Annotated in this window: 23 protein-coding genes; 11 read left to right on the forward strand and 12 right to left on the reverse strand. The window is 43.3% G+C overall.

What is annotated here, in order from left to right:
- Positions 1–4: 4 nt before the first annotated feature.
- Positions 5–553, reverse strand: a complete 549-nt coding sequence (locus tag FTU01_RS08590) for a PadR family transcriptional regulator (protein ID WP_166134890.1) — start codon at positions 551–553, stop codon at positions 5–7.
- A gap of 166 nt (positions 554–719) precedes the next feature.
- Between FTU01_RS08590 and FTU01_RS08595 the strand changes: the two genes are divergently transcribed.
- The 3 genes from FTU01_RS08595 (at position 720) to FTU01_RS08605 (ending at position 4,513) form a co-directional block, all read left to right on the forward strand.
- The gene (locus FTU01_RS08595; RefSeq protein WP_179993003.1) at positions 720–2,744 is read left to right on the forward strand and encodes an NADPH-dependent 2,4-dienoyl-CoA reductase; all 2,025 of its coding nucleotides are present in this window, start codon (positions 720–722) and stop codon (positions 2,742–2,744) included.
- A 182-nt stretch (positions 2,745–2,926) separates the two neighbouring features.
- Positions 2,927–3,337, forward strand: coding sequence for a nuclear transport factor 2 family protein (locus FTU01_RS08600; protein ID WP_180104209.1), 411 nt, complete (start codon positions 2,927–2,929; stop codon positions 3,335–3,337).
- Between the two features lie 69 nt (positions 3,338–3,406).
- A complete protein-coding gene (locus tag FTU01_RS08605) occupies positions 3,407–4,513 on the forward strand; it encodes a YheT family hydrolase (RefSeq protein ID WP_166134882.1) in 1,107 nt (368 codons plus the stop codon).
- Positions 4,514–4,574: 61 nt separating this feature from the next.
- Here FTU01_RS08605 and FTU01_RS08610 read toward each other — a convergent pair whose 3' ends face one another.
- The gene (locus tag FTU01_RS08610) at positions 4,575–5,030 is read right to left on the reverse strand and encodes a hypothetical protein (protein WP_373684945.1); all 456 of its coding nucleotides are present in this window, start codon (positions 5,028–5,030) and stop codon (positions 4,575–4,577) included.
- Positions 5,031–5,258: 228 nt separating this feature from the next.
- On the opposite strand from FTU01_RS08610, the gene FTU01_RS08615 reads away from it, so the two are divergent.
- The 7 genes from FTU01_RS08615 to FTU01_RS15550 all read left to right on the forward strand — a co-directional run bounded on the left by FTU01_RS08615 (position 5,259) and on the right by FTU01_RS15550 (position 11,938).
- A complete protein-coding gene (locus tag FTU01_RS08615; RefSeq protein WP_104426986.1) occupies positions 5,259–6,899 on the forward strand; it encodes a CTP synthase in 1,641 nt (546 codons plus the stop codon).
- A gap of 31 nt (positions 6,900–6,930) precedes the next feature.
- Positions 6,931–7,788, forward strand: a complete 858-nt coding sequence (kdsA, locus tag FTU01_RS08620) for a 3-deoxy-8-phosphooctulonate synthase (RefSeq protein WP_004783756.1) — start codon at positions 6,931–6,933, stop codon at positions 7,786–7,788.
- 44 nt (positions 7,789–7,832) lie between these two features.
- The gene (gene eno, locus FTU01_RS08625; RefSeq protein WP_034171067.1) at positions 7,833–9,122 is read left to right on the forward strand and encodes a phosphopyruvate hydratase; all 1,290 of its coding nucleotides are present in this window, start codon (positions 7,833–7,835) and stop codon (positions 9,120–9,122) included.
- Between the two features lie 7 nt (positions 9,123–9,129).
- Positions 9,130–9,519, forward strand: coding sequence for a septum formation initiator family protein (locus tag FTU01_RS08630; protein ID WP_004783752.1), 390 nt, complete (start codon positions 9,130–9,132; stop codon positions 9,517–9,519).
- A complete protein-coding gene (ispD, locus tag FTU01_RS08635; RefSeq protein ID WP_180138781.1) occupies positions 9,488–10,201 on the forward strand; it encodes a 2-C-methyl-D-erythritol 4-phosphate cytidylyltransferase in 714 nt (237 codons plus the stop codon). Before FTU01_RS08630 ends, ispD begins: the two co-directional genes overlap by 32 nt.
- Before the next feature lie 100 nt (positions 10,202–10,301).
- Complete coding sequence (gene rodA / locus FTU01_RS08640; RefSeq protein WP_034171070.1) at positions 10,302–11,441, forward strand: rod shape-determining protein RodA; 1,140 nt, start codon at positions 10,302–10,304, stop codon at positions 11,439–11,441.
- Between the two features lie 137 nt (positions 11,442–11,578).
- Entirely contained in the window at positions 11,579–11,938 is a 360-nt protein-coding gene (locus tag FTU01_RS15550) for a hypothetical protein (protein WP_227607366.1), read from the forward strand.
- Positions 11,939–11,986: 48 nt separating this feature from the next.
- Here the strand turns inward: FTU01_RS15550 and FTU01_RS08650 are convergent, their stop codons facing one another.
- From FTU01_RS08650 to FTU01_RS08695, 10 genes are all read right to left on the reverse strand, one after another.
- Complete coding sequence (locus tag FTU01_RS08650; protein WP_159123153.1) at positions 11,987–12,289, reverse strand: cyd operon YbgE family protein; 303 nt, start codon at positions 12,287–12,289, stop codon at positions 11,987–11,989.
- A gap of 3 nt (positions 12,290–12,292) precedes the next feature.
- A complete protein-coding gene (cydX, locus tag FTU01_RS08655) occupies positions 12,293–12,394 on the reverse strand; it encodes a cytochrome bd-I oxidase subunit CydX (RefSeq protein ID WP_004783742.1) in 102 nt (33 codons plus the stop codon).
- A 24-nt stretch (positions 12,395–12,418) separates the two neighbouring features.
- Complete coding sequence (gene cydB / locus FTU01_RS08660; RefSeq protein ID WP_159123152.1) at positions 12,419–13,564, reverse strand: cytochrome d ubiquinol oxidase subunit II; 1,146 nt, start codon at positions 13,562–13,564, stop codon at positions 12,419–12,421.
- Complete coding sequence (locus FTU01_RS08665; protein WP_125279135.1) at positions 13,561–15,147, reverse strand: cytochrome ubiquinol oxidase subunit I; 1,587 nt, start codon at positions 15,145–15,147, stop codon at positions 13,561–13,563. Before FTU01_RS08665 ends, cydB begins: the two co-directional genes overlap by 4 nt.
- Complete coding sequence (gene cydP / locus FTU01_RS08670) at positions 15,147–15,338, reverse strand: cytochrome oxidase putative small subunit CydP (RefSeq protein ID WP_004783737.1); 192 nt, start codon at positions 15,336–15,338, stop codon at positions 15,147–15,149. Before cydP ends, FTU01_RS08665 begins: the two co-directional genes overlap by 1 nt.
- 352 nt (positions 15,339–15,690) lie before the next feature.
- Complete coding sequence (locus FTU01_RS08675; RefSeq protein WP_159124444.1) at positions 15,691–16,743, reverse strand: porin; 1,053 nt, start codon at positions 16,741–16,743, stop codon at positions 15,691–15,693.
- Between the two features lie 336 nt (positions 16,744–17,079).
- Positions 17,080–17,493 (reverse strand): HIT family protein, encoded by a 414-nt coding sequence (locus FTU01_RS08680; protein WP_159124443.1) that lies wholly within the window; start codon positions 17,491–17,493, stop codon positions 17,080–17,082.
- Between the two features lie 31 nt (positions 17,494–17,524).
- Positions 17,525–17,791 carry a YARHG domain-containing protein gene (locus tag FTU01_RS08685; protein ID WP_159124442.1) on the reverse strand — a complete coding sequence of 89 codons (267 nt, stop codon included), beginning with the start codon at positions 17,789–17,791 and terminating at the stop codon, positions 17,525–17,527.
- Between the two features lie 82 nt (positions 17,792–17,873).
- Positions 17,874–18,746 (reverse strand): NAD(P)-dependent oxidoreductase, encoded by an 873-nt coding sequence (locus FTU01_RS08690; protein WP_166134859.1) that lies wholly within the window; start codon positions 18,744–18,746, stop codon positions 17,874–17,876.
- Positions 18,747–18,801: 55 nt separating this feature from the next.
- Positions 18,802–19,899 (reverse strand): alpha/beta fold hydrolase, encoded by a 1,098-nt coding sequence (locus FTU01_RS08695; RefSeq protein WP_180138783.1) that lies wholly within the window; start codon positions 19,897–19,899, stop codon positions 18,802–18,804.
- Between the two features lie 142 nt (positions 19,900–20,041).
- Between FTU01_RS08695 and FTU01_RS08700 the strand changes: the two genes are divergently transcribed.
- Entirely contained in the window at positions 20,042–21,229 is a 1,188-nt protein-coding gene (locus FTU01_RS08700) for an O-succinylhomoserine sulfhydrylase (protein WP_125279139.1), read from the forward strand.
- Positions 21,230–21,257 lie beyond the last annotated feature (28 nt).

The raw sequence follows: 21,257 nt of genomic DNA on the forward strand, positions 1-21,257 counted from the left end.
GTATTTATAATTTTTCTACATCGAATTGTTTAAGTCTGGGAATGACCTGTTCCAGCCAGGCAATCCAGCCCAGTTCCTGATCAATACCCAGTTGCAGAATCATTTTATGAATATACAGGGTTCGGTCATTTTCGTCAGCTTGAGCAAAGTCTTTGGCGAAAATATGCTGATAGGTTTTAAGCTTTTCTTTATGTATTTCTAGATGTCGTTCCAGTTCAGGTAAGGTGCTGTTGCCGCCAAGTTGGGCTTCTGCACGCAGACGAACCATCAATTCTTCACGAAGCTGTGCAGGAGAGCTATGCTCCAGCATCCAGTTAGCCAGTTCTTCCCGGCCGAGTCGTTCTACCTGATAGGTTTTTTTACGGCTATGAGAATCTTCCTCTTCTATGGTCGAAATCCAGCCTTTTTGCAGCATGGCATTTAGTTCACGATAGATCTGCTGATGGGTGGCATTCCAGAAGAAGCCCATGGAGCGGTCAAAACGGCGTGCCAGTTCAATGCCGGTGCTCGGTTTCTCAATCAGGCTGGTGAGTAAAACATGTGATAAAGACATAAACGTCTCAAAAAAGTGACTCGGGATTATTATGCAACATGTTGCATAAAAATCAATTCTGCACTATAAATTAGTGCAACAAGTTGCATAAGGCTGATGCTTGATGGAAATAAATCAGTCAGCCTGAATAAAAATAGCCAGCACATCTGCACGCTAGGGAGTTGAAATGTCTAAATATCCGAATTTACTTGCCCCACTGGACCTAGGTTTTACCACGCTTAAAAACCGTGTCTTGATGGGCTCTATGCATGTGGGCTTAGAAGAAGCACCAGGTGGTTATAATCGGATGGCTGCCTTTTATGCAGAACGCGCCAAGGGTGGCGTAGCATTAATTGTGACAGGTGGTATCTCACCGAATGATCATGGCGTCACTTTTCAGGGCGGTTCCAAGCTCGACACGATTGAAGAAGCTGAAAAGCATAAAATCATTACTCAAGCCGTGCATGAGGCTGGCGGGAAAATTGCCATGCAGATCCTGCATACCGGCCGTTACTCTTATCAGGCGGAAAATGTCGCGCCGTCTCCAATTCAGGCACCGATTAATCCAGTCAAACCGCATGCTTTAAGCTCTGCTGAAGTGCAGCAAACCATTGATGACTTTGCCAACTGTGCCAGACTGGCTCAATACGCCGGTTATGACGGTGTCGAAATCATGGGTTCAGAAGGTTACCTGATCAATGAGTTCATCGCAGCGCGTACCAATCATCGTGATGATGAATGGGGTGGTAGTTATGAAAACCGTATCCGTTTCCCGATTGAAATTGTACGCCGTACCCGTGAAATGGTCGGTGAGAATTTTATTATTATCTATCGTCTTTCCATGCTGGATCTGGTTGAAGGCGGTTCAACTCTAGAAGAAGTAATCCAACTGGCCAAAGCCATTGAGAAAGCGGGCGCGACGATTATTAATACCGGTATTGGCTGGCATGAAGCGCGTATTCCGACCATTGCTACCAAAGTGCCACGTGCGGCCTTTACTTGGGTTACGCGCAAGCTAAAAGGTCAGGTGAGTATTCCTCTTATTACCTCTAACCGTATTAATACGCCGGAAATGGCAGAATATGTCCTGGCTACAGGCGATGCCGATATGGTGTCAATGGCACGTCCAATGCTGGCAGACTCTGAGTTTGTCTTAAAAGCAGAACAGGGCCGTAGTGATGAAATTAATACCTGTATCGGTTGTAATCAGGCCTGTCTGGATCATATTTTCTCGATGAAAATTGCTACCTGTCTGGTGAATCCACGCGCGTGTTATGAAACTGAACTGATCTTTAAAGAAACCAATGTAGCGAAAAATATTGCAGTGATTGGTGCAGGACCAGCGGGTTTAAGCTTTGCCATCTATGCAGCAGGTCGTGGTCATCATGTCACTGTATTCGAAGCTTCAGCGCAGATTGGTGGGCAATTTAATATTGCGAAGACCATTCCAGGTAAGGAAGAGTTTTATGAAACCTTACGTTATTTCAAACGTCAGATTGAGTTGCAACCACGTATTCAATTGAAATTAAATTGCACCGCGACCTTTGATCAGCTGATTTCAGCCGAATTTGATGACATTGTGGTTGCCACTGGGGTGACACCGCGTCAGCTCGATATTCCTGGAATTGATCATCCTAAAGTGTTGTCTTATCTGGAGGTACTAAGAGAGCGTAAACCAGTCGGCCAGCGTGTAGCGATTATTGGTGCAGGGGGTATTGGCTTTGATACGGCTGAGATGCTCAGTCATGGGACCGAAAGTGGTAGCGTCAATCCGGAAAAATTCTATGATGAATGGGGAATCGATACTAACTATGAAAATGTCGGTGGACTCAAGACCGCCAATGTAGAACAGCCTGAACGTGAAATTTATTTATTGCAGCGTAAAGCAGCTTCTGTCGGTTCAAGTCTGGGTAAAACCACAGGCTGGATTCACCGTGCTGGCTTAAAGCATCGTAATGTCAAAATGATTGCTGGTGCAAGCTATGAAAAAATTGATGATCAAGGTCTGCATGTGATGGTAAATGATCAACCTGCAGTGTTAGACGTAGATAATGTCATTATCTGTGCTGGTCAGGAATCTTATACTGCCATGTTTGATGAACTGAAAGCTGCCGGTAAAAACGTGCATCTCATTGGTGGTGCGAAAGAAGCAGGTGAGCTGGATGCTAAACGTGCAATCCGTCAGGGTGCTGAATTGGCTGCGGTGATTTGATTGATAAAACTTAAAAGATGACAGTTTTTGCTTTCATGCGAAATTGTCATGAAAGAAAGTTGATTGTTCCCTCTCCTTTGTTAAAGGAGAGGGTTAGGGAGAGGATTCTATTCTGAAACACCAGAATCCCCCTAAATCCCCCTATTTGCAAAGAGGGACTTTACAACAAAAAGGAAATAATAATGACACTACAAACAACCCAAACTGCAATTATGCGTTGGCATGAAATGTTGGAAACACGTGACATGTCCATATTGAATGAACTCCTCGCGGACGATGTCGTATTCCGCTCACCCGTGGCTTTTCATCCTTATCCCGGGAAACAGGTTGTATTTTTTATCTTGAGTAATGTGATTCAGGTCTTTGAAAACTTCAGTTATCACCGCGAATTTCTTAGTGAAGATGGTAACAATGTTGTACTTGAGTTCTCCGCCAATGTCGGCGATAAGAAACTTAAGGGAATCGACATGATTCAGTTCAATGATGAAGGTCAGATCATTGATTTTGAAGTAATGATACGACCAAAATCTGGACTTGAAGCCTTAGCTATAGAAATGGGCCAGCGGATTCAGGCTTATCAGGCTAATACTTAATTTCCTAAAATTGATTCAAGTCGGCATGAAGTTTGTACATCACTGATAGAAAACTAGAGGGGAATACAGATGAAAATGTGGCTTAAAAAAATGAGTCAACTTTCAAGTGAATATCTGGACCGCTTTAGCGGAGCAGATCTTCCAACACTTTATTATAATCCGAATGGTTTATTTTCTGGTGTGATTGAACGTTTACCACTTTTAAAACAGAAATATCGTCCAACACCGTGGTTATCGAATGCGCATGCGCACATTCTATATCTGGACTTGATAAAAAAACGCACGATTAAGCTGCAATATGATGTGCTTGAGCAGCTGAATATGTCCGATGGCGGCATTACTGGCATTGCCTGGTATGGTTTAGATTTACCGCCAAGTACACCTACCATTGTGCTATTGCATACCATTACCGGCTCTCCGGAATCCATGCGGGAGCTGGTGCGTGACCTACATAAATATACAGGCTGGCGTGTTGCTCTGTGTTTGCGCCGTGGTCATGCTGACCTGCCAATGCCTGTGCCAAAAATGAACTTGTTTGGTTCAACCCAAGATCTGCGTGAACAGTTGCTCTATATTCAGGACAAGTTTCCTCAATCCGATCTCTATGGTGTGGGTTCCTCTGCGGGGACAGGATTGCTGGTTCGCTACTTGGGTGAAGAGGGCGAGCAAACCCCACTCAAAGCAGCCTTTGCTTTATGCCCAGGCTATAACACTGAAACCGGTTTTGCCTATGTACATCCGTTTTATAGCAAAGTCATGGCTAAAAAACTGATCAAACGTTTTATCCATCCTTATCAGGAAACCTGGCAGATTTATCCTTCATGGAAGCAATTGCTTGAGGTGAAAGACTTGTCTGAATTTGAACAGCGCTACTATGAGCTGGCAGGCTTTTCAGATTATGAAAGTTATACCAAGGCCACCAATCCAATTTATGTCTTTGAAAATGTCAAAATTCCATTGATGATTTTGAATTCGGAAGATGACCCGGTCTGTCATATCCAGAATCTGGAACCGTATAAGGATGTCATTCGAGCCATGCCAAATATTGTGGTCGTCACCACTAAAAAAGGTAGCCATTGTGGCTTTTATCAGGGCTTAATGCAGACAGAATCATGGGCCACTCGTCTGATGGCAGATTATTTACTGCAACTTTCCGATACTCCAACGGCAGCTTGAAAGAGATTTTTAAACCATAAAAAACCCAGCATAAGCTGGGTTTTTTTGATGAAGGATTATATTAGTTTTCAAGTGCTGGCATAGCAGCAGCAATTGCATCTGCAACTGCATCATCTTCAGACTTATTTGCAGAAGATGAGTTGTTTTTAGGAGCGGCTGGTGTTGCTGCAGGTTTTGCAGGCTGCTCAGTGCTTGAATTTGTTTCAGCTGCAGGCGCAGGCTCTGATTGAGCAGGTTCCGGTTTTTTAACTTCACGGCGAATTTCAGTCGTAGTATTCGCAGTTTGTTCGCGCTGGATTTCAACAGTCGGTGCTGCTGGTGCTTCTTCAACCGGTTCAACTGGTGTTGATTCTAATGGTTCAACAGGCTCAAGTTGTACAGGTTCCGGAGCAACCACTTCAGATGCTGGAGTAACTTCGGTTTGTTCTTCTTCTTTTGGAGCTTCTTTTTTTACACAACCAGTCAGTGTAAGGCCAGTCAGGATCAGGGTACAGATTAAAAGTTTCTTCATCATCATTGCATCAAACAGAATAGTGTAGGGTGTGAATGTTCCTATTATAGCAGCAAAATGCAATATATAAATCATATGAACTTACTGTAATTTTTTTCAGGAATTGCTGTTAGAATAGTCAATTGTTTATTGTTCTTTGATTTGATGCGGATTGACTTTGCTTTATTGGTACAAGGTAAAGTAAAATTGCGCAACATTGCAGGCCGATTTAGGCTCGATTGTACGAGAAACCCAATGACCCATTTTATTTTCGTGACTGGTGGTGTTGTTTCATCACTAGGTAAAGGTATTTCAGCTGCTTCTGTTGCTGCACTTTTAGAAGCCCGTGGTTTAAAAGTGACCATGGTAAAAATGGATCCATACATTAATGTCGATCCAGGGACTATGAGCCCATTCCAGCACGGTGAAGTTTTTGTTACAGAAGACGGTGCTGAAACAGACTTAGACTTGGGTTACTACGAACGTTTCTTGCGTCGTGCGAAAATGACCAAACTGAATAACTTTACATCAGGCCGTGTTTACCAGGATGTTCTGAATAAAGAACGCCGTGGTGACTACCTGGGTGGTACTGTACAAGTTATTCCACACATTACTGACAACATCAAAGAACGTGTACTTCGCGCTGGCGAAGGTTATGACGTTGCGATCGTTGAGATCGGCGGTACTGTAGGTGACATTGAATCTCTCCCATTCATGGAATCTGTACGTCAGTTAATGGTTGAACTTGGTCATAAACGTACGATGCTGATGCACTTAACGTTACTCCCATACATTAAGTCTGCAGCAGAATTAAAAACTAAACCAACTCAACACTCAGTAAAAGAACTTCTGTCTATTGGTATTCAACCAGACATTTTGATCTGCCGTACTGAACATGATGTTGATGCAGATACGACGCGTAAAATTGCCTTGTTCACTAACGTAGAAGCGCGTGCAGTAGTCGTGTGTAAAGATGCACGTACGATCTACCAGATTCCACGTACTTTCTATGAACAGAACGTTGATGATCTCATCTGTGAACGTTTCGGCTATGACAATCTTCCAGAAGCAGACCTGTCTGACTGGGATAATGTGGTAGAAGCTTTACTGAACCCTGAATACACCGTTCGTGTGGCAATGGTTGGTAAATATGTTGAACTTCCAGATGCCTATAAGTCTGTGAACGAAGCACTTTTACATGCCGGTATTCAAAACCGCGTGAAAGTTCAGATCGACTATGTCAATGCTGAAGAGCTTGAAAGCCAAGATGTCAATGAAGTATTGAAAGATGCGGATGCGATTCTGGTACCAGGCGGTTTTGGTGAACGTGGTACTGAAGGCAAAATGAAAGCGATTCGTTTTGCACGTGAAAACGGTGTGCCATTCTTAGGCATCTGTTTAGGTATGCAGCTTGCAGTGATCGAATATGCACGTAATGTGGCGGGTATCACTGATGCGACTTCAACAGAATTCAACCGTTCAACCAAATCTCCATTGATTGGTCTGATCACTGAATGGTTAGATGAGCGCGGTGAAGTTCAACAGCGTTCAGTAGATTCTGATCTTGGCGGTACCATGCGTCTAGGTGCACAGAAGTCTGAACTGGTACCGGGTACCAAGACTGCTGAAGTGTATGGTTCGGATGAAATTATCGAACGTCACCGTCACCGTTACGAGATGAACAACCGTTATATCCCAGTGCTGGAAGAAAAAGGCATGAAGATTTCTGGTTATTCTCCAGTGCAACACCTGGTAGAAACTGTTGAAATTCCTGCACATCCTTGGTTTATTGCAGTACAATTCCACCCGGAATTTACCAGCTCGCCACGTGATGGACATCCATTATTTGCCGGTTTCATTGATGCTGCGAAAAAACAGTACCAAAAAACTAAATAATGCGAGTTTAAGACACAACTAGGAAGTTTAAATGTCACAATTAAAACCACAAGAAATTGTACGTTTAGGCGATATACAAATGGCAAACCACTTGCCATTTGTACTATTCGGCGGCATGAACGTACTTGAGTCGAAAGACTTAGCTTTTGAAATTGCAGAGACTTATGTTGATATCTGCAAACGTTTAGATATTCCATATGTCTTTAAAGCAAGTTTTGACAAAGCCAACCGTTCAAGCCTGAACTCATTCCGTGGGCCTGGCCTGGAAAAAGGAATCGAGTGGTTAGCCGACATTAAAAAACATTTTAATGTGCCAATTATCACTGATGTACATGAGCCGTATCAGGCTGCTCCTGTGGCAGAAGTTGCTGACATTATCCAGCTACCTGCATTCTTAAGTCGTCAGACTGACCTGGTTGAAGCGATGGCAAAAACTGATGCCATTATCAACATCAAGAAAGCCCAGTTCCTTGCTCCGCACGAAATGCGCCACATTTTGCATAAGTGTCTGGAAGCAGGGAATGACAAGCTGATTCTTTGTGAGCGTGGTTCTGCTTTTGGTTACAACAATCTGGTTGTAGACATGCTGGGCTTCGACATCATGAAAGAAATGAACGTGCCAGTATTCTTTGATGTAACACATGCATTACAAACTCCAGGCGGTCGTGCTGACTCTGCCGGTGGTCGTCGTGCGCAGATTACTACACTGGCGCGTGCCGGTATGGCAACAGGTCTTGCAGGTTTGTTCCTGGAAGCTCATCCAAATCCGGATGTGGCAAAATGTGATGGTCCTTGTGCCTTGCGTTTATCTCAACTAGAACCATTCCTGGCTCAATTAAAAGAGCTGGATACTCTAGTGAAAGGATTTGAAAAATTAGATACCCATTGATGCAGTTTTAAGCATCCTGTTATTAATCAACTGAGGAATTGTTCATGAGCCAAATCGTTGACATTCGTGCACGTGAAATTTTGGACTCTCGTGGTAACCCAACCATCGAAGCAGACGTTATCCTGGCATCTGGCGTAGTTGGCCGTGCATGTGCACCATCTGGTGCTTCAACTGGTTCTCGTGAAGCTTTAGAACTTCGTGATGGCGATAAAGCACGTTACCTAGGTAAAGGTGTTAAAACTGCGGTTAACAACGTAAACACTCTGATTCGTGATGCGTTAGTGGGTAAATCAGTATTCGAACAAAAAGACATCGACAATACGATGATCGCTTTAGACGGTACTGAAAACAAAGAAAAATTAGGTGCAAACGCAACTTTGGCGGTATCTCTTGCTGCTGCGCGTGCTGCTGCTGAAGAAAAGAAAACTCCGCTTTACCAATATATCGCAGATCTTCGTGGTCAAAAGATTTTGACTATGCCTGTTCCAATGATGAACATCCTGAACGGTGGTGCTCACGCAGACAACACTGTTGATATTCAGGAATTCATGATTGAGCCTGTAGGTTTCACTTCATTCTCTGAAGCGTTACGTGCGGGTGCTGAAATCTTCCATTCTTTAAAATCAGTTTTGAAGAAACAAGGTTTGAACACTGCAGTTGGTGATGAAGGTGGTTTTGCGCCAAACCTTCGTTCTAACGAAGAAGCTATTACTGTGATCCTGTCTGCAATCGAGCAAACTGGTTACAAGGCTGGTTCTGATATTATGCTTGCGCTTGACTGTGCATCTTCAGAATTCTACAAAGATGGTCAATATATCCTGGCTGGTGAAGGCAACAAATCGTTCACAAGCAACCAGTTTGCTGACTACCTTGCAGGTCTGGTAAATCAATACCCTATCATCTCGATTGAAGATGGTCTGGACGAATCTGACTGGGAAGGCTGGTCTTACCTGACTTCTATCCTTGGCGATAAAATCCAGTTGGTGGGTGATGACCTGTTCGTTACGAATCCTAAGATTCTTCAACGCGGTATCAACGAGAAAGTAGGTAACTCAATCCTGATCAAGTACAACCAGATCGGTACATTGACTGAAACTTTAGATGCAATCTACCTTGCGAAAGCAAATGGTTACTCTACTGTAATCTCTCACCGTTCAGGCGAAACTGAAGATTCTACTATTGCAGATCTTGCAGTAGGTACAGCAGCAGGTCAAATCAAGACTGGTTCACTTTGCCGTTCTGACCGTGTAGCGAAATATAACCAATTACTTCGTATCGAAGAATTGACTCAAGCTGCATATCGCGGTAAAGCTGAGTTCAAAGGTTTGAACTAAGCGACTTATGTCAATGTTAAATGTATTCGACTCCTTGATGAGTAAAGTACTGTTGGGCCTTGCGATCGTTTTGATCGCAGGGTTTCAATATTTATACTGGTTCGGTGAGGGTGGTTATAATGACCATCAGGCATTGACCCAGAAAATTCAGCAACAAGTAGAATTGAATGAAGAACTGAAAGAACGTAATCGCGTTCTGGCCGCAGAAGTTTATGATTTGAAGAATGGTATTGAAGCCATCGAAGAGCATGCCCGTCTCGATCTAGGTTTGATCAAGCCGCATGAAACCTTTGTGCAAATGAGCACTATTAGTACTCAATATAAACCGATTTATCTTAATCCGAATAAAGTAGACCTGAGAACCAATGAATCAGCTGATGTTCCAACAACACCATAAATTGTGGGTCATTTTACCAGCTGCAGGTTCCGGTAGCCGATTTTCCAAAACCGAACTTAAACAATACCAGATGATTCAGGAACGGACCGTTCTTGAACACACGGTTTCCCGTCTGAATCAATTGCCATTAGCAGGTTATGTCCTTGCGATTGGTGCACAGGATGATGTTGCCAAGACTCTGCCACTTTCTCATCTGGATAAAGCACATTTTTGCTTGGGCGGTGCAGAGCGCGTCAACTCTGTACTAAATGCCTTGGAATATTTATCTGAGATTGCTTCAGAAGAGGATTGGGTTTTGGTGCATGATGCAGCCCGTCCTTGTGTGAGTCAAAGCTCCCTGATTGATCTGGTCAATACAGCAATTCAAACTGATCAGGCTGCGATTCTGGCCATTCCGGTACGGGATACCTTAAAACGTGTCGTAAAGGATTATGGTATTGAAATGACAGTAGATCGTTCGACATTATGGCAGGCGCAAACACCACAAATGGCGAAACTTGGAACTTTGAAGCGTGCGATTCAGCAGGCACTCGCAGATGGTGCTACCATTACCGATGAAGCCAGTGCACTGGAACATATAGATGAACCCGTCCAAGTAGTACAGGGGCGTTCCGATAATATTAAAATTACCTATCCAGATGATCTGGAACTGGCGAAGTTGATTCTGGCTGTCCAGCGCTAAATATATTGCAATAAAAATGGAATAAATCGGTCAATGGCGATTTATTCCGGAGCACTTTAACTTATAATTTTGCCATCATGAATTTTCTACCCGTGGGCCAATGATCCCTTCACAGCAGTATCGTTTTTTGCGGCAGTCCGCACGCGATGGACGTAGTATTAATCCCCAGAATGCCTCCCGATGGACCAAGTTGCACCTTGATCCATGGCTGCTTTGTTTCCTGATTTTAAATGCGATCTTGGGTCTGATGGTGGTTTACAGTGCCACCTCTGAAGATTCGGGGATGGTGATTCGCCAGGCGATCAGTTTTGGTGTGGGTTTTGTGGTAATGTTTATCTGTGCCCAAGTACCACCCAAGGTCTATCAGGCTGCTAGTCCATATTTTTATATGTTCGGTATCTTTATGCTACTGCTGGTCTTTGTGATTGGTGAAAAGCGTCTGGGGGCAACACGCTGGATTACATTGCCGGGTGTGGGGAGCATGCAGCCGAGTGAGGTAATGAAGTTTGCCATGCCACTGATGATGGCCTGGTACTTTGCCCGTAAACCTTTCCCTCCAAAGTTTCTGGATATTGTCGGTGCCTTGGTGATTTTAGGCGTGCCTTTCGTACTGGTGGCATTACAACCTGATTTAAATATTGGTCTGGTGATTCCCGGAATCTTTGTACTGTTCTTAAGTGGCATGTCATGGCGTTTAATTGCTGGAGCCTTTGCTGCTTTAGCTATTGCAGTACCGCTGCTGTGGATGTTCTTGTTGCAGGAATATCAAAAGAAACGGATTTTGACTTTATTCGATCCAGAATCAGATGCTTTGGGTGCAGGCTGGAATATTATCCAGTCCAAAATTGCCATCGGTTCAGGCGGAATTATGGGAAAAGGTTACTCACAAGGTACGCAGTCTCATCTAGGTTATCTGCCTGAACATCATACCGACTTTATTATGTCGACTTATGCAGAAGAATTTGGCTTTATCGGGGTGTTTCTGCTATTCAGCCTGTTTACGGCCATTATTATTCGCTGTCTGATTATTGGCATGAATAGCTTTCATAACTTTGGCCGTTTGTATGCCGGTGCGATCGGACTGACTTTCTTTTTCTTCGTGTTTTTAAACTCAGGCATGGTCAGTGGGATTTTACCTGTAACGGGTGACCCTTTGCCATTGATGAGTTATGGTGGTACAGCCGTAATTTCCATGTTGGCAGGGATGGGTATTGTGATGTCAATTCATACTCATCGGTAGAAAATTCAATGAAGTAAGTTTTCAAAGCCGGACCAGTTCTGGCTTTTTTATTGCTCGTATTTATTAAAAGTAGCTTTATGCTATAAATATTCAATAACTTAGATAAATCGTATGTAATTTTTATTGTTGAGGGGAAAATGCATAAATTAATTATAGCCATTGGAATTTTGGGCTTATCTGTTTCAGCTTGGGCCAAACCACTGAGTCAGGCTGAATTTAAGGCGCAAACCAAACAAAAATATGATGAGTTAGAGCTAAAACTTGCCGTGTTGAACTCATCGGTAGACCGACGTGAGCATCCTGCACTTATGATTGCTAAAGCCTGTGAATATGCAACCGGTTTAAAGCAGTTAAAGTATCTATCAGAACAGAATCTGCATCTTGCGACAGCGCAGGATGAATTCCGGTTTGTGAGTACACTGGATAATCAGTTTACTCAATCCCTTCAGGATTTGGGAACTACCTATGAAACAGGCTGTGTTTCACAAAAGAAATAAAGAACAAAAAGCCCTCAAATGAGGGCTTTGTTTTTGGCTGTTTAATACCTAATTAAGAAACCAGGTGTAATAACCCCATAGCATTAACGGCCAAGCCAGAAACGGACTAAATAGCCATTTCCAGAACCAGTGCTGAGGGATAAAGCCAACCCCGTGAATAAAACCGCCTGAAATGCCGATCATGATAAACATCATGGCGCGGTGGCTATATTCCCCGTTGGCATCCAGCATTGCAGCAGGATGAACCAGCAACACCGCTGCGAGTGGAAAAGCCAATAGGCAAGAAATCACCATTGCAAAAGGGTTAGATTTTTTTTCTATCTTTACTTGTTCAACTGCAGCGTCTGTCATCTCTTATTTCTCATCCAGGTCTTGATGATTTTCAATATACAGTGCACTGAGTACACCAGCGAAACAGGCCATCAAAATGCCGAGAATCCATGCGAAATACCACATAATTTTATCTCCTAAGACACAGCCTTAGTACAGGCTGTGTGAATTCTCTTGAATATGTTTTTTGGTAATCACGCCCCACATCTTGTAGTAACACCAAGTGGTGTAGCACAGAATCAGTGGAACGAAGATGCATGCAGCCACAGTCATCACAGTTAAGGTATTTTGGCTGGAGACCGCATCCCACATGGTTAAGCTTGCAACCGGATTAATGCTTGAAGGCATCAGGAATGGGAACAGGGCAAAACCGGCAGTCAAAATTGCACCGATCACTGCCAGGGATGAACCCAGGAAGCTCAGGCCTGCTTTATTTTTACCTGCTGCCAGTACAATGATCAAGCCACCCAAAATGCCGGCAATTGGAGCAGCCATTGTGATTGGATAAGTCGAATAGTTGTTCATCCAGCCTGGATTGGCATTGGTCATCACTTCTTTGGCAAGCGGGTTGGCAACACCATTGGTATCAAAAGGTGTAACTAGGGTGTAGCCTTGAATACCACCAAAGTACAGCCAAGCGCCTGCAGCCAGGAAAGCTACCAGATAAACAATCCCCATGATTTTGGTTGCTTTGGCAGAACGTTCACGTAAATCGCCATCTGTACGTAGCATCAACCATGCACCACCGTGTGCACACAGCATAGATAAGCTGACAACACCACATACCAGTGCAAATGGATTGAGCAGGGCAAAGAAGCTGCCAGAATAAGTCGAACGAACTGTTTCGTCTAATGTAAATGGAACACCCAGGAACATATTGCCGAATGCGACACCGAAAACCAGTGCAGGCACAGCACCACCAACTGCTAGGCCCCAATCCCAAGCATTACGCCATTTGGTATTTTCCAGTTTGGAGCGATAGTCGAATCCTACTGGACGCAGGAATAAGGCAAACAGAACAAGCAGAAGTGCCCAGTACATACCAGAAAAGGCAGTTGCATAAACCATTGGCCAGGCAGCAAACAGGGCACCACCCGCAGTAATAAACCAGACCTGGTTACCATCCCAATGCGGGGCAATCGTATTGATTGCCGCACGACGTTCTTCATCATTCTGACCCACGAATGGCATGATCGCCATGGAGCCCATATCAAAGCCATCAGTCAGGGCGAAACCAATCAGCAAGACGCCAACCAGTACCCACCAGATTATTTTGAGTAATTCATATTCGATCATGCTTGAGCCTCCTCATTTGCCTTTTTTGCAGCTTCAAGTTTCTCGAAGTGGTATTTACCAGTATGTAGAGAACTTGGGCCAAGGCGTGAGAATTTAATCATTAAGTACATTTCAATGATCAGCAGTACAGTGTAGAACGCTGCTAATGCAATGATTGAACCCCATACATCGCCTGTGCTTAAGCTTGAAGTCGATAAATGTGTAGGCAGAACCTCACCAATAGTCCAAGGTTGACGACCTACTTCAGCAACAAACCAACCAGTTTGTGCCGCAATCCATGGAAGTGGTAGTGCAAATAATGCAAATTTTAATAACCAAGGTTTGTTTTCTGCATTGCGTTTAGCCACCGCAAAAGTTGCAAGAACAAATAGAACCAGCATCAGGAAGCCAGAAGCGACCATGGCACGAAATGCCCAGAACAGGCTTGGTACATGTGGAATAGTATCTTTTGCTGCTGCCTTAATTTGCTCGTCAGAAGCATCTACAACATTTGCAGTATATTTTTTCAGAAGCAGACCGTAGCCCAAATCTTTTTGAGTTTCTGCAAATGCAGCTTTCAGCTCAGGAGACTGATCACCAGCACGTAGTTTTTCCAGTTGTTCATAAGCCACCATACCGTTTCGGATACGACCTTCATGTTCAACCAGCAGGTCTTTAATACCGGTAACAGGCGTATCTACAGAACGTGTAGCGATAATCCCCATAACATAAGGAATTTTCACAGCATAATCGGTAGACATGGTTTCTTTATTTGGGAAGCCAAATAAAGTAAATGCTGCAGGTGCTGGTTCAGTTTCCCATTCTGCTTCAATCGCAGCCAGTTTGGTTTTCTGTACATCACCAATTTCATAACCAGACTCATCGCCCAGCAGGATCACAGAAAGAGTTGACGCTAAGCCGAAAATGGCAGCAATCGCAAATGAACGGCGTGCAAATGGCAAGTCACGTTTTTTCAGCATATAGTAACTTGAAATCGCCAGTACGAAGATGGCACCAGTCACATAACCTGCAGAAACAGTATGTACGAATTTAACCTGTGCAACCGGGTTAAAGATCAGTGCTGCAAAGTCCACCATTTCCATACGCATGGTTTCATAGTTGAATGCTGAACCAACCGGGTTTTGCATCCAGCCATTGGCAACCAGAATCCACAGTGCAGACATGTTAGATCCCAGTGCAACTAACCAGGTCACGCCCAGATGCTGTACTTTGGATAAACGGTCCCAACCGAAGAAGAATAAACCAATGAAAGTAGATTCAAGGAAGAAGGCCATCAAACCTTCAATAGCCAATGGTGCACCGAAAATATCACCCACATAATGCGAATAATATGCCCAGTTGGTTCCGAACTGGAACTCCATGGTCAAGCCTGTGGTTACCCCTAAGGCAAAGTTAATCCCGAACAGTTTTCCCCAAAACTTAGTCATGTCCTTGTAAATTTCTTTGCCGGAAATCACATAGGTGGTTTCCATAATGGCAAGCAGAAATGCCAGGCCTAAGGTCAGTGGAACAAAAATAAAGTGATACATCGCGGTCATAGCGAACTGGAACCGCGAAAGATCGACCACGCTTTCAGAAATCATCAACGTGTCTCCTTGATTTGGGAAGGATTGCCGGCGATACGCTCGGCGACTTGAGTGTCAAAATCTTTTGGAATAGTAGGCGCATCAAACCAAATATTTTTAATTACCAGAAGTAGAATGATCTTGATAATTAAAATCGCAGTAATCTCTCTTACTGTTTTTTGGTTTAAATTTTTAGAAACTAAGCTCATGTGAACAAGCCTATTATGTGGTTTGTTATATATTATTAATCGATTGTAACTAAAAAATAAATAGACCAAATAGTTTAAATAAATATATATTTATAAGTTATTGAAAATATTAATAATATTTAATTAAAAGTTTGATAATTATTCTAAATATTTGTGATTGTTTTTTGTAACAATAGATTATTTTAATCTGATTAAAATGGTTGGAATTTATTTTTCAAGTATATTAATCCTGATTATTTTGCTGGGGTTTTTATTCAGTTTTTATTCTAATTAAAATAGTCGGGATTAATTAAAAAATAAAAAAGAACCCGCATCAGGCAGGCTCTTTTCTAATATGGAATTGGGGAGGGCTTCAGAAGTCGTAACGCATACCGACCGATAGTCCGAAGCTGTCTTCACCACGTGCGCCAGCCACTGCATTGCTACGGCCTTGTGCCCAAGGTGTCAGATTTGAGTTTTCATCATTTAATACACTGGCCAGATTGCTGTAGATGCGGACTGCTGGGTCAAGACGATGTTCAATTCCAATCGCCAGTAAAGTAGCATTGGCATCATCGGCATCTACATCACGGTGAAAGACCTGTCCACGCAATGAGGTTTTGGCTGCTAATTTATATTCACCCGCGATGCCAAAGACCTGAGCATCAGGATTGACTTCGGTATTGTCATGCTGAAGGAACTGATACAGACCACCGAGTTTCAAGTCTGGCGTGATTTTGTAGGCACCTGCAATCCGGAAACCATCACGTTCACCACGACTGGCTTCTTCTTCATAATGTTCATATGCCGCTGCAAAATCAACTTTATCTTTTTGGTAGGTAAGGGCAAGGTCATAAGCCTTATCTTTATCTTTTTCACCATCCTTAGATGCATCCGGGCTGTTGGCTTCATGTAGGGAAAGTGCACCCAGAACATTAAATCCATTGCCGAATTTTGGTGATTTATATTCAATGCTATTGGCATTACGTTCATCAAAACGCAGATTCCCTACTCGGGTCACATTACGTACATCGCCGACCATATCTCCAAAGAAGTTAACTGGACTGCGCGCCACTTTAAATGGGCTGTCGAAACGGCCGATCCGTGCCTGACCGAACTCACCTTTTAAACCGACAAAGGTATCACGAGTAGCAAACTCGACATCATCATTTGCAGAGCCACTGGCAAAGTTAATTTCCTGCTCAATCTGGCCAAATACGGTCATGCCATTTTCAAGTGTTTGTTCAGCTTTAAATCCAAGGCGTGATGCATTGGAGGAAATTCCAATTTCATTATAATCCTGGCCATCATCCAGATAATCTAAAGACACATGTGCACGGCCATAGACTTTAACATCAGCAGCGACTGCCATGAGCGGTGTAAAAACGCTTGCCCCAATTGCGAAAATGCAAAGTGATTTTTTCATATAAAGCTCCAATCAGACTTTTTTAGGTCTTTTGAGGTGTATGCAGTAGCTCGGTCTTGGCTACCATCCTGTATTGGTGCTCAGTATTGAGGATGAATAAGTCAGTATGGTTAAGGAAATATTGCAGATCTATGAAATCTAAAAAGGGAGCAATTTTAATTTTTAAGATTCTGTGCAGGATTTTTTTGCTTTAGTTAACGCTGATCCAGTAGATGAGTAATGCGGTTTTAATAAAGTCATTTAAGAGGAATACTGTATTTATGAATGGTGATAAAAAATGAAAAATAAGGCATAAAAAATGGAGCCGAAGCTCCATTTTTAAGGACGAAGAATGAATTAAAGAGCAGCTTTAATTTTCTCTGCCAGTTGTTTGATTTTTTCCTGATCACCCATTTGTGCAGCATGTTTGCCGAGATTGTGCAAAGAGGTAGGTACCAGATGGAAATGAACATGCGGAACAGTCTGACCCGCCGCAGCGCCAGAGAGCTGCATGAGTACAATGCCATCTACACCTAAACCTTTTTCAATCGCTTTGGCAATTTTTTGCACCACCTGAATGGTATAGGCTGCAACTTCAGGATCCAGGTCAAGCAAGGTAATTGCTGGAGTTTTAGGAATGACCAGAGTATGACCATCGGCCTGTGGCATGATGTCCATAAATGCAAGAACTCGGTCATCTTCATACACTTTAATTGCTGGAAGTTCACCACGCAGAATTCGTGCAAAAATATTTTGGTCATCGTAAGTCATAAGTGCATTCCTTGAGCAGAATTGAATTGTATTATTTACAGTTCAATTCTTTCTGACGTTCTTTGATCGCGTCAAGACGTTGCTGCTCTTTTTCTGAAAATTTTGGCTTGGTTGTGTAGCAATTGTCATTAAACTTTGCTTTTGCTTCAGGATCCTTGAAACAGAAACCTTTTGATGCATAAATGACATCATGGTCATTTTTCAATTTTTTGCATTCCTGTTCAGATGCAAGAACCGATGTTGAAGCCCCAAACAAAGTTGCAGAACCGACGAGTGCTGCAACAAATAACTTATTCATAAGAGTTTCCTCAGTATCACTGCATGTGGCTAGTCTATAGTCACAATATTAGGTTTGTTTATTATTATTCAATGGCGAGATATTACTCAATGGTAATATTACTCCATGATTCATACATTTTTACAGCACTGGAAAAGTCACTATTTTTATCCGACAGATTGCTAGCAGCTTGCACCAGACTTTGACCTAAAGCGAGAAGTGGTACTGCCAGTTTGGCATCGCGCGCAAGATCAAGTGCAATGCCTGTATCTTTGGCTAAAAGAGGCAGGGCAAAGGTAACAGGGAAGCTACGGTTCAAAACACGCTGTGGTAAAACGGTTTCAGTCACATTGCTTTTACCGCTTGATGCATTGATACAATCCAGCGCTTCATTCAGGTCAACGCCGTGCGCTTTCAGCGTGGTAAAGCCTTCTGCTGCTGCACACAGGTTTACAGCCAGTAACATATTATTTACCGCTTTTACCGCAAAGCCGGCACCTGATGTCCCCACATGCTTGATCAATTTGCCAAACGCCTGCATCGCTGGCAGGGCTTTTTCAAAGCCTTCCGCATTACCGCCGACCATCACAGTCAATGTGCCATTTTCCGCACCAATGGTCTGGCCACTCACAGGCGCATCCAGGAAAATCACACCCTGTTCAGCCAGTGCTTCTTCTAAGCGTCGGGCAGCGTCAGGAACACCGCTGGTACAGTCTACCCAGATACTGCCAGCTTTAAGGCTGAGGCCTTGGACTAATGCTTCAACATCGGCACTGGTCGGCAGGCAGGAAAAAATAATATCTGCCTGAACTGCCTGTTCTAAAGCGACAGCTTGGGTGCCATATTCAGCAGCATGTTCTTCAGCCTTGGCAAAAGTACGGTTCCAGACATAAACTGTCTCAAAATGCTTGGGTAAATGCGCTGCCATGCGATAACCCATTGCGCCTAAACCAATAAATGCCACTGACTGAATCATGTCATACCCTCTGAATAAAATAATAAATACCTGAAAATTGCCGGCTCTTCCGGAATTAAGCATCTATCCGGGTTGAGCGTTGTGCCAGCCAGGTGGTCAGTTTCGGCCAGAATGTATTGGCTGTTTTCTGATTGGACATCAGTCCAAGATGACCACCCAGGATAAGAGTAAACGTCTTATCGGTACTACTTGTCAATTCCATCAAAGGTTTAGCTGACTGTTCCGTAACAATCTGATCGGTTTTCCCAGCCCCGACCAGTAAGGAACAGTTAATATTTTTTAGGTCAATCGTTCGGCCGTTTAAAGTCATTGAGCCATTTTTTAAAGGATTTTGCAGCCATAAGTGCAGCACCATGTCCTGATTGATTCCACCCGGATAATCAATCATCTTGTTCAAAAAATTGCCCATGGTGGCATGTTCATAGACATCTTCAACATTTTCCAGGTTCATCAAAAACTGTTTCTGGCTTTTAAACCAGCCAATCGGATCAAGGAGCTTAAATCCCAATGCATTGATGATGCCGGGCGAATGAATATATTCCTTAGGAATCAATCCTTGGTGAATCGCCTGTTGCAGGGTTTTATTTTTGGAAATGAGCTTGTTGGTGGTGCTAAAAAGCTTGCCAACGCGACCGGATGCATAACTGTCAATCGGGCTACCCAGTACAATCAGGTTTTTAACATGTTCAGGGGAATGTAGCGCAGTATAAAGCGTGACAAAAATTCCAGCCATACTCCAGCCATGCAAGGAAATAAACTGACTGCCTGAATGCGAGCAGATTCGTTCAATAGCCTGAGGAATCGCGCCGTCGATAAAAGACAGGAAATTCAAGTGACGGTGTTTATAACGGAAACGTTTCCATTCCACTAAATAGACATCAAAACCGCTATGCTGAAAATGCTTGACTAGTGAACGGTAAGGATACAGATCATAAATATCCATATTAATCGCAAGAGGGGCAACAAAGACTAACGGCTCACGGTACTTTTTTTCAGGCGCTGCATAATAGCGAATTTTGCAGAACTCAGTCGCAGCAATATATTCAAAGGGCGTTTTTTGCGAAAGAATCAGGGAAGACGAGTTAAATAACCGTGCATTCAGGTGTTTTAATTTTTTCTTCTGACGTTGAATATTTTGTTTTAACTGAATCATGTAAATAATTTATCCGTATACAAAGGAGAATTGGTCGAAGTCTAAGCAATAATTGCTTATTATGCCTTGACCTGAAATAGCTTAGACGCTCAAAATGTTGGCAATTTTTTACAAAAGGCAGCCTTTGGGCTGAAGTAAAGTGATGAGCCAGCAAGACGATTTTAACTATCAATTAGAAACTTTAGCCATCCGTACCGGTCACACCCGCAGCTTCGAGGGTGAGCATGGTGAACCGATTTTTCTAACATCGTCATTTGTTTATGAAAATGCGGCTGAAGCCGCAGCGAAATTTTCAGGCCAGGAGCCGGGTAATATTTACTCTCGCTTTACTAATCCAACTGTTGCCATGTTTGAAAAGCGTCTGGCTGCCTTAGAAGGCGCAGAACGCGCTGTTGCGACCAGCTCTGGTATGGCTGCGATTATGGCAGTAGCGATGGCTTACCTGAAAGCAGGCGATCATGTCATCTGTTCACGCGCCGTATTTGGTTCAACAGTTTCTTTATTTGAAAAATACGTGGCTAAATTTGGTGTCGCAGTTGAGTTTGTCGATCTGACGGATCTGGATGCATGGAAAAATGCCATCAAGCCAGAAACCAAGTTACTTTTTGTTGAATCTCCGTCAAACCCACTGGCTGAAGTGGCAGATATTCAGGCTTTGGCAGATATTGCACATGCCAATGATGCATTGCTCGCGATTGACAACAGCTTCTGTACACCAGTGTTACAACAACCACTCAAATTTGGTGCAGACTTAGTCGTATATTCTGCGACTAAATATCTGGATGGCCAGGGTCGTGCACTCGGTGGCGCTGTGGCAGGTAACCACAAATTGCTTGAAGAAATTTTTGGTTATGTACGTACTACCGGTCCTTCTATGAGCCCGTTTAATGCCTGGGTATTCCTGAAAGGTCTGGAAACTTTACGCTTACGTATGCGTGAACATTCTGCCAATGCACAAAAACTGGCAGAATTCTTAAATGCACATCCGAAAGTAGAAAAAGTTTACTATGCAGGTTTGCCTGAGCATATCGGTCATGAACTGGCTGCAAAACAACAAACCGGTTTCGGTGGTATCGTATCTTTCGAAGTGAAAGGCGGTCGTGAAGGTGCCTGGAAAGTGATTGACAATACCCAGTTCATTTCAATCACCGGTAACCTGGGTGATGTGAAATCAACCATTACTCATCCGGCAACAACCACGCATGGTAAATTGTCTCCAGAAGCCAAAGCAGCAGCGGGTATTCGTGAAGGTTTAATTCGCGTTTCTGTTGGTTTGGAAGAGATTGATGATATTATTCGCGACATTACACGCGGTTTAGATCTAATCTAATTTTATAAATATATGTTCGGAGATCTTT

It is taken from the genome of Acinetobacter sp. YH12043 (assembly GCF_013419915.1).
Classification (GTDB): domain Bacteria; phylum Pseudomonadota; class Gammaproteobacteria; order Pseudomonadales; family Moraxellaceae; genus Acinetobacter.

Bases quoted from the DNA above. Each gene is read 5' to 3' on its own strand.
- FTU01_RS08590 (WP_166134890.1), bottom strand. From the start codon at position 553: ATGTCTTTATCACATGTTTTACTCACCAGCCTGATTGAGAAACCGAGC.
- FTU01_RS08595 (WP_179993003.1), top strand. From the start codon at position 720: ATGTCTAAATATCCGAATTTACTTGCCCCACTGGACCTAGGTTTTACC.
- FTU01_RS08600 (WP_180104209.1), top strand. From the start codon at position 2,927: ATGACACTACAAACAACCCAAACTGCAATTATGCGTTGGCATGAAATG.
- FTU01_RS08605 (WP_166134882.1), top strand. From the start codon at position 3,407: ATGAAAATGTGGCTTAAAAAAATGAGTCAACTTTCAAGTGAATATCTG.
- FTU01_RS08610 (WP_373684945.1), bottom strand. From the start codon at position 5,030: ATGATGATGAAGAAACTTTTAATCTGTACCCTGATCCTGACTGGCCTT.
- FTU01_RS08615 (WP_104426986.1), top strand. From the start codon at position 5,259: ATGACCCATTTTATTTTCGTGACTGGTGGTGTTGTTTCATCACTAGGT.
- kdsA (WP_004783756.1), top strand. From the start codon at position 6,931: ATGTCACAATTAAAACCACAAGAAATTGTACGTTTAGGCGATATACAA.
- eno (WP_034171067.1), top strand. From the start codon at position 7,833: ATGAGCCAAATCGTTGACATTCGTGCACGTGAAATTTTGGACTCTCGT.
- FTU01_RS08630 (WP_004783752.1), top strand. From the start codon at position 9,130: ATGTCAATGTTAAATGTATTCGACTCCTTGATGAGTAAAGTACTGTTG.
- ispD (WP_180138781.1), top strand. From the start codon at position 9,488: ATGAATCAGCTGATGTTCCAACAACACCATAAATTGTGGGTCATTTTA.
- rodA (WP_034171070.1), top strand. From the start codon at position 10,302: ATGATCCCTTCACAGCAGTATCGTTTTTTGCGGCAGTCCGCACGCGAT.
- FTU01_RS15550 (WP_227607366.1), top strand. From the start codon at position 11,579: ATGCATAAATTAATTATAGCCATTGGAATTTTGGGCTTATCTGTTTCA.
- FTU01_RS08650 (WP_159123153.1), bottom strand. From the start codon at position 12,289: ATGACAGACGCTGCAGTTGAACAAGTAAAGATAGAAAAAAAATCTAAC.
- cydX (WP_004783742.1), bottom strand. From the start codon at position 12,394: ATGTGGTATTTCGCATGGATTCTCGGCATTTTGATGGCCTGTTTCGCT.
- cydB (WP_159123152.1), bottom strand. From the start codon at position 13,564: ATGATCGAATATGAATTACTCAAAATAATCTGGTGGGTACTGGTTGGC.
- FTU01_RS08665 (WP_125279135.1), bottom strand. From the start codon at position 15,147: ATGATTTCTGAAAGCGTGGTCGATCTTTCGCGGTTCCAGTTCGCTATG.
- cydP (WP_004783737.1), bottom strand. From the start codon at position 15,338: ATGAGCTTAGTTTCTAAAAATTTAAACCAAAAAACAGTAAGAGAGATT.
- FTU01_RS08675 (WP_159124444.1), bottom strand. From the start codon at position 16,743: ATGAAAAAATCACTTTGCATTTTCGCAATTGGGGCAAGCGTTTTTACA.
- FTU01_RS08680 (WP_159124443.1), bottom strand. From the start codon at position 17,493: ATGACTTACGATGACCAAAATATTTTTGCACGAATTCTGCGTGGTGAA.
- FTU01_RS08685 (WP_159124442.1), bottom strand. From the start codon at position 17,791: ATGAATAAGTTATTTGTTGCAGCACTCGTCGGTTCTGCAACTTTGTTT.
- FTU01_RS08690 (WP_166134859.1), bottom strand. From the start codon at position 18,746: ATGATTCAGTCAGTGGCATTTATTGGTTTAGGCGCAATGGGTTATCGC.
- FTU01_RS08695 (WP_180138783.1), bottom strand. From the start codon at position 19,899: ATGATTCAGTTAAAACAAAATATTCAACGTCAGAAGAAAAAATTAAAA.
- FTU01_RS08700 (WP_125279139.1), top strand. From the start codon at position 20,042: ATGAGCCAGCAAGACGATTTTAACTATCAATTAGAAACTTTAGCCATC.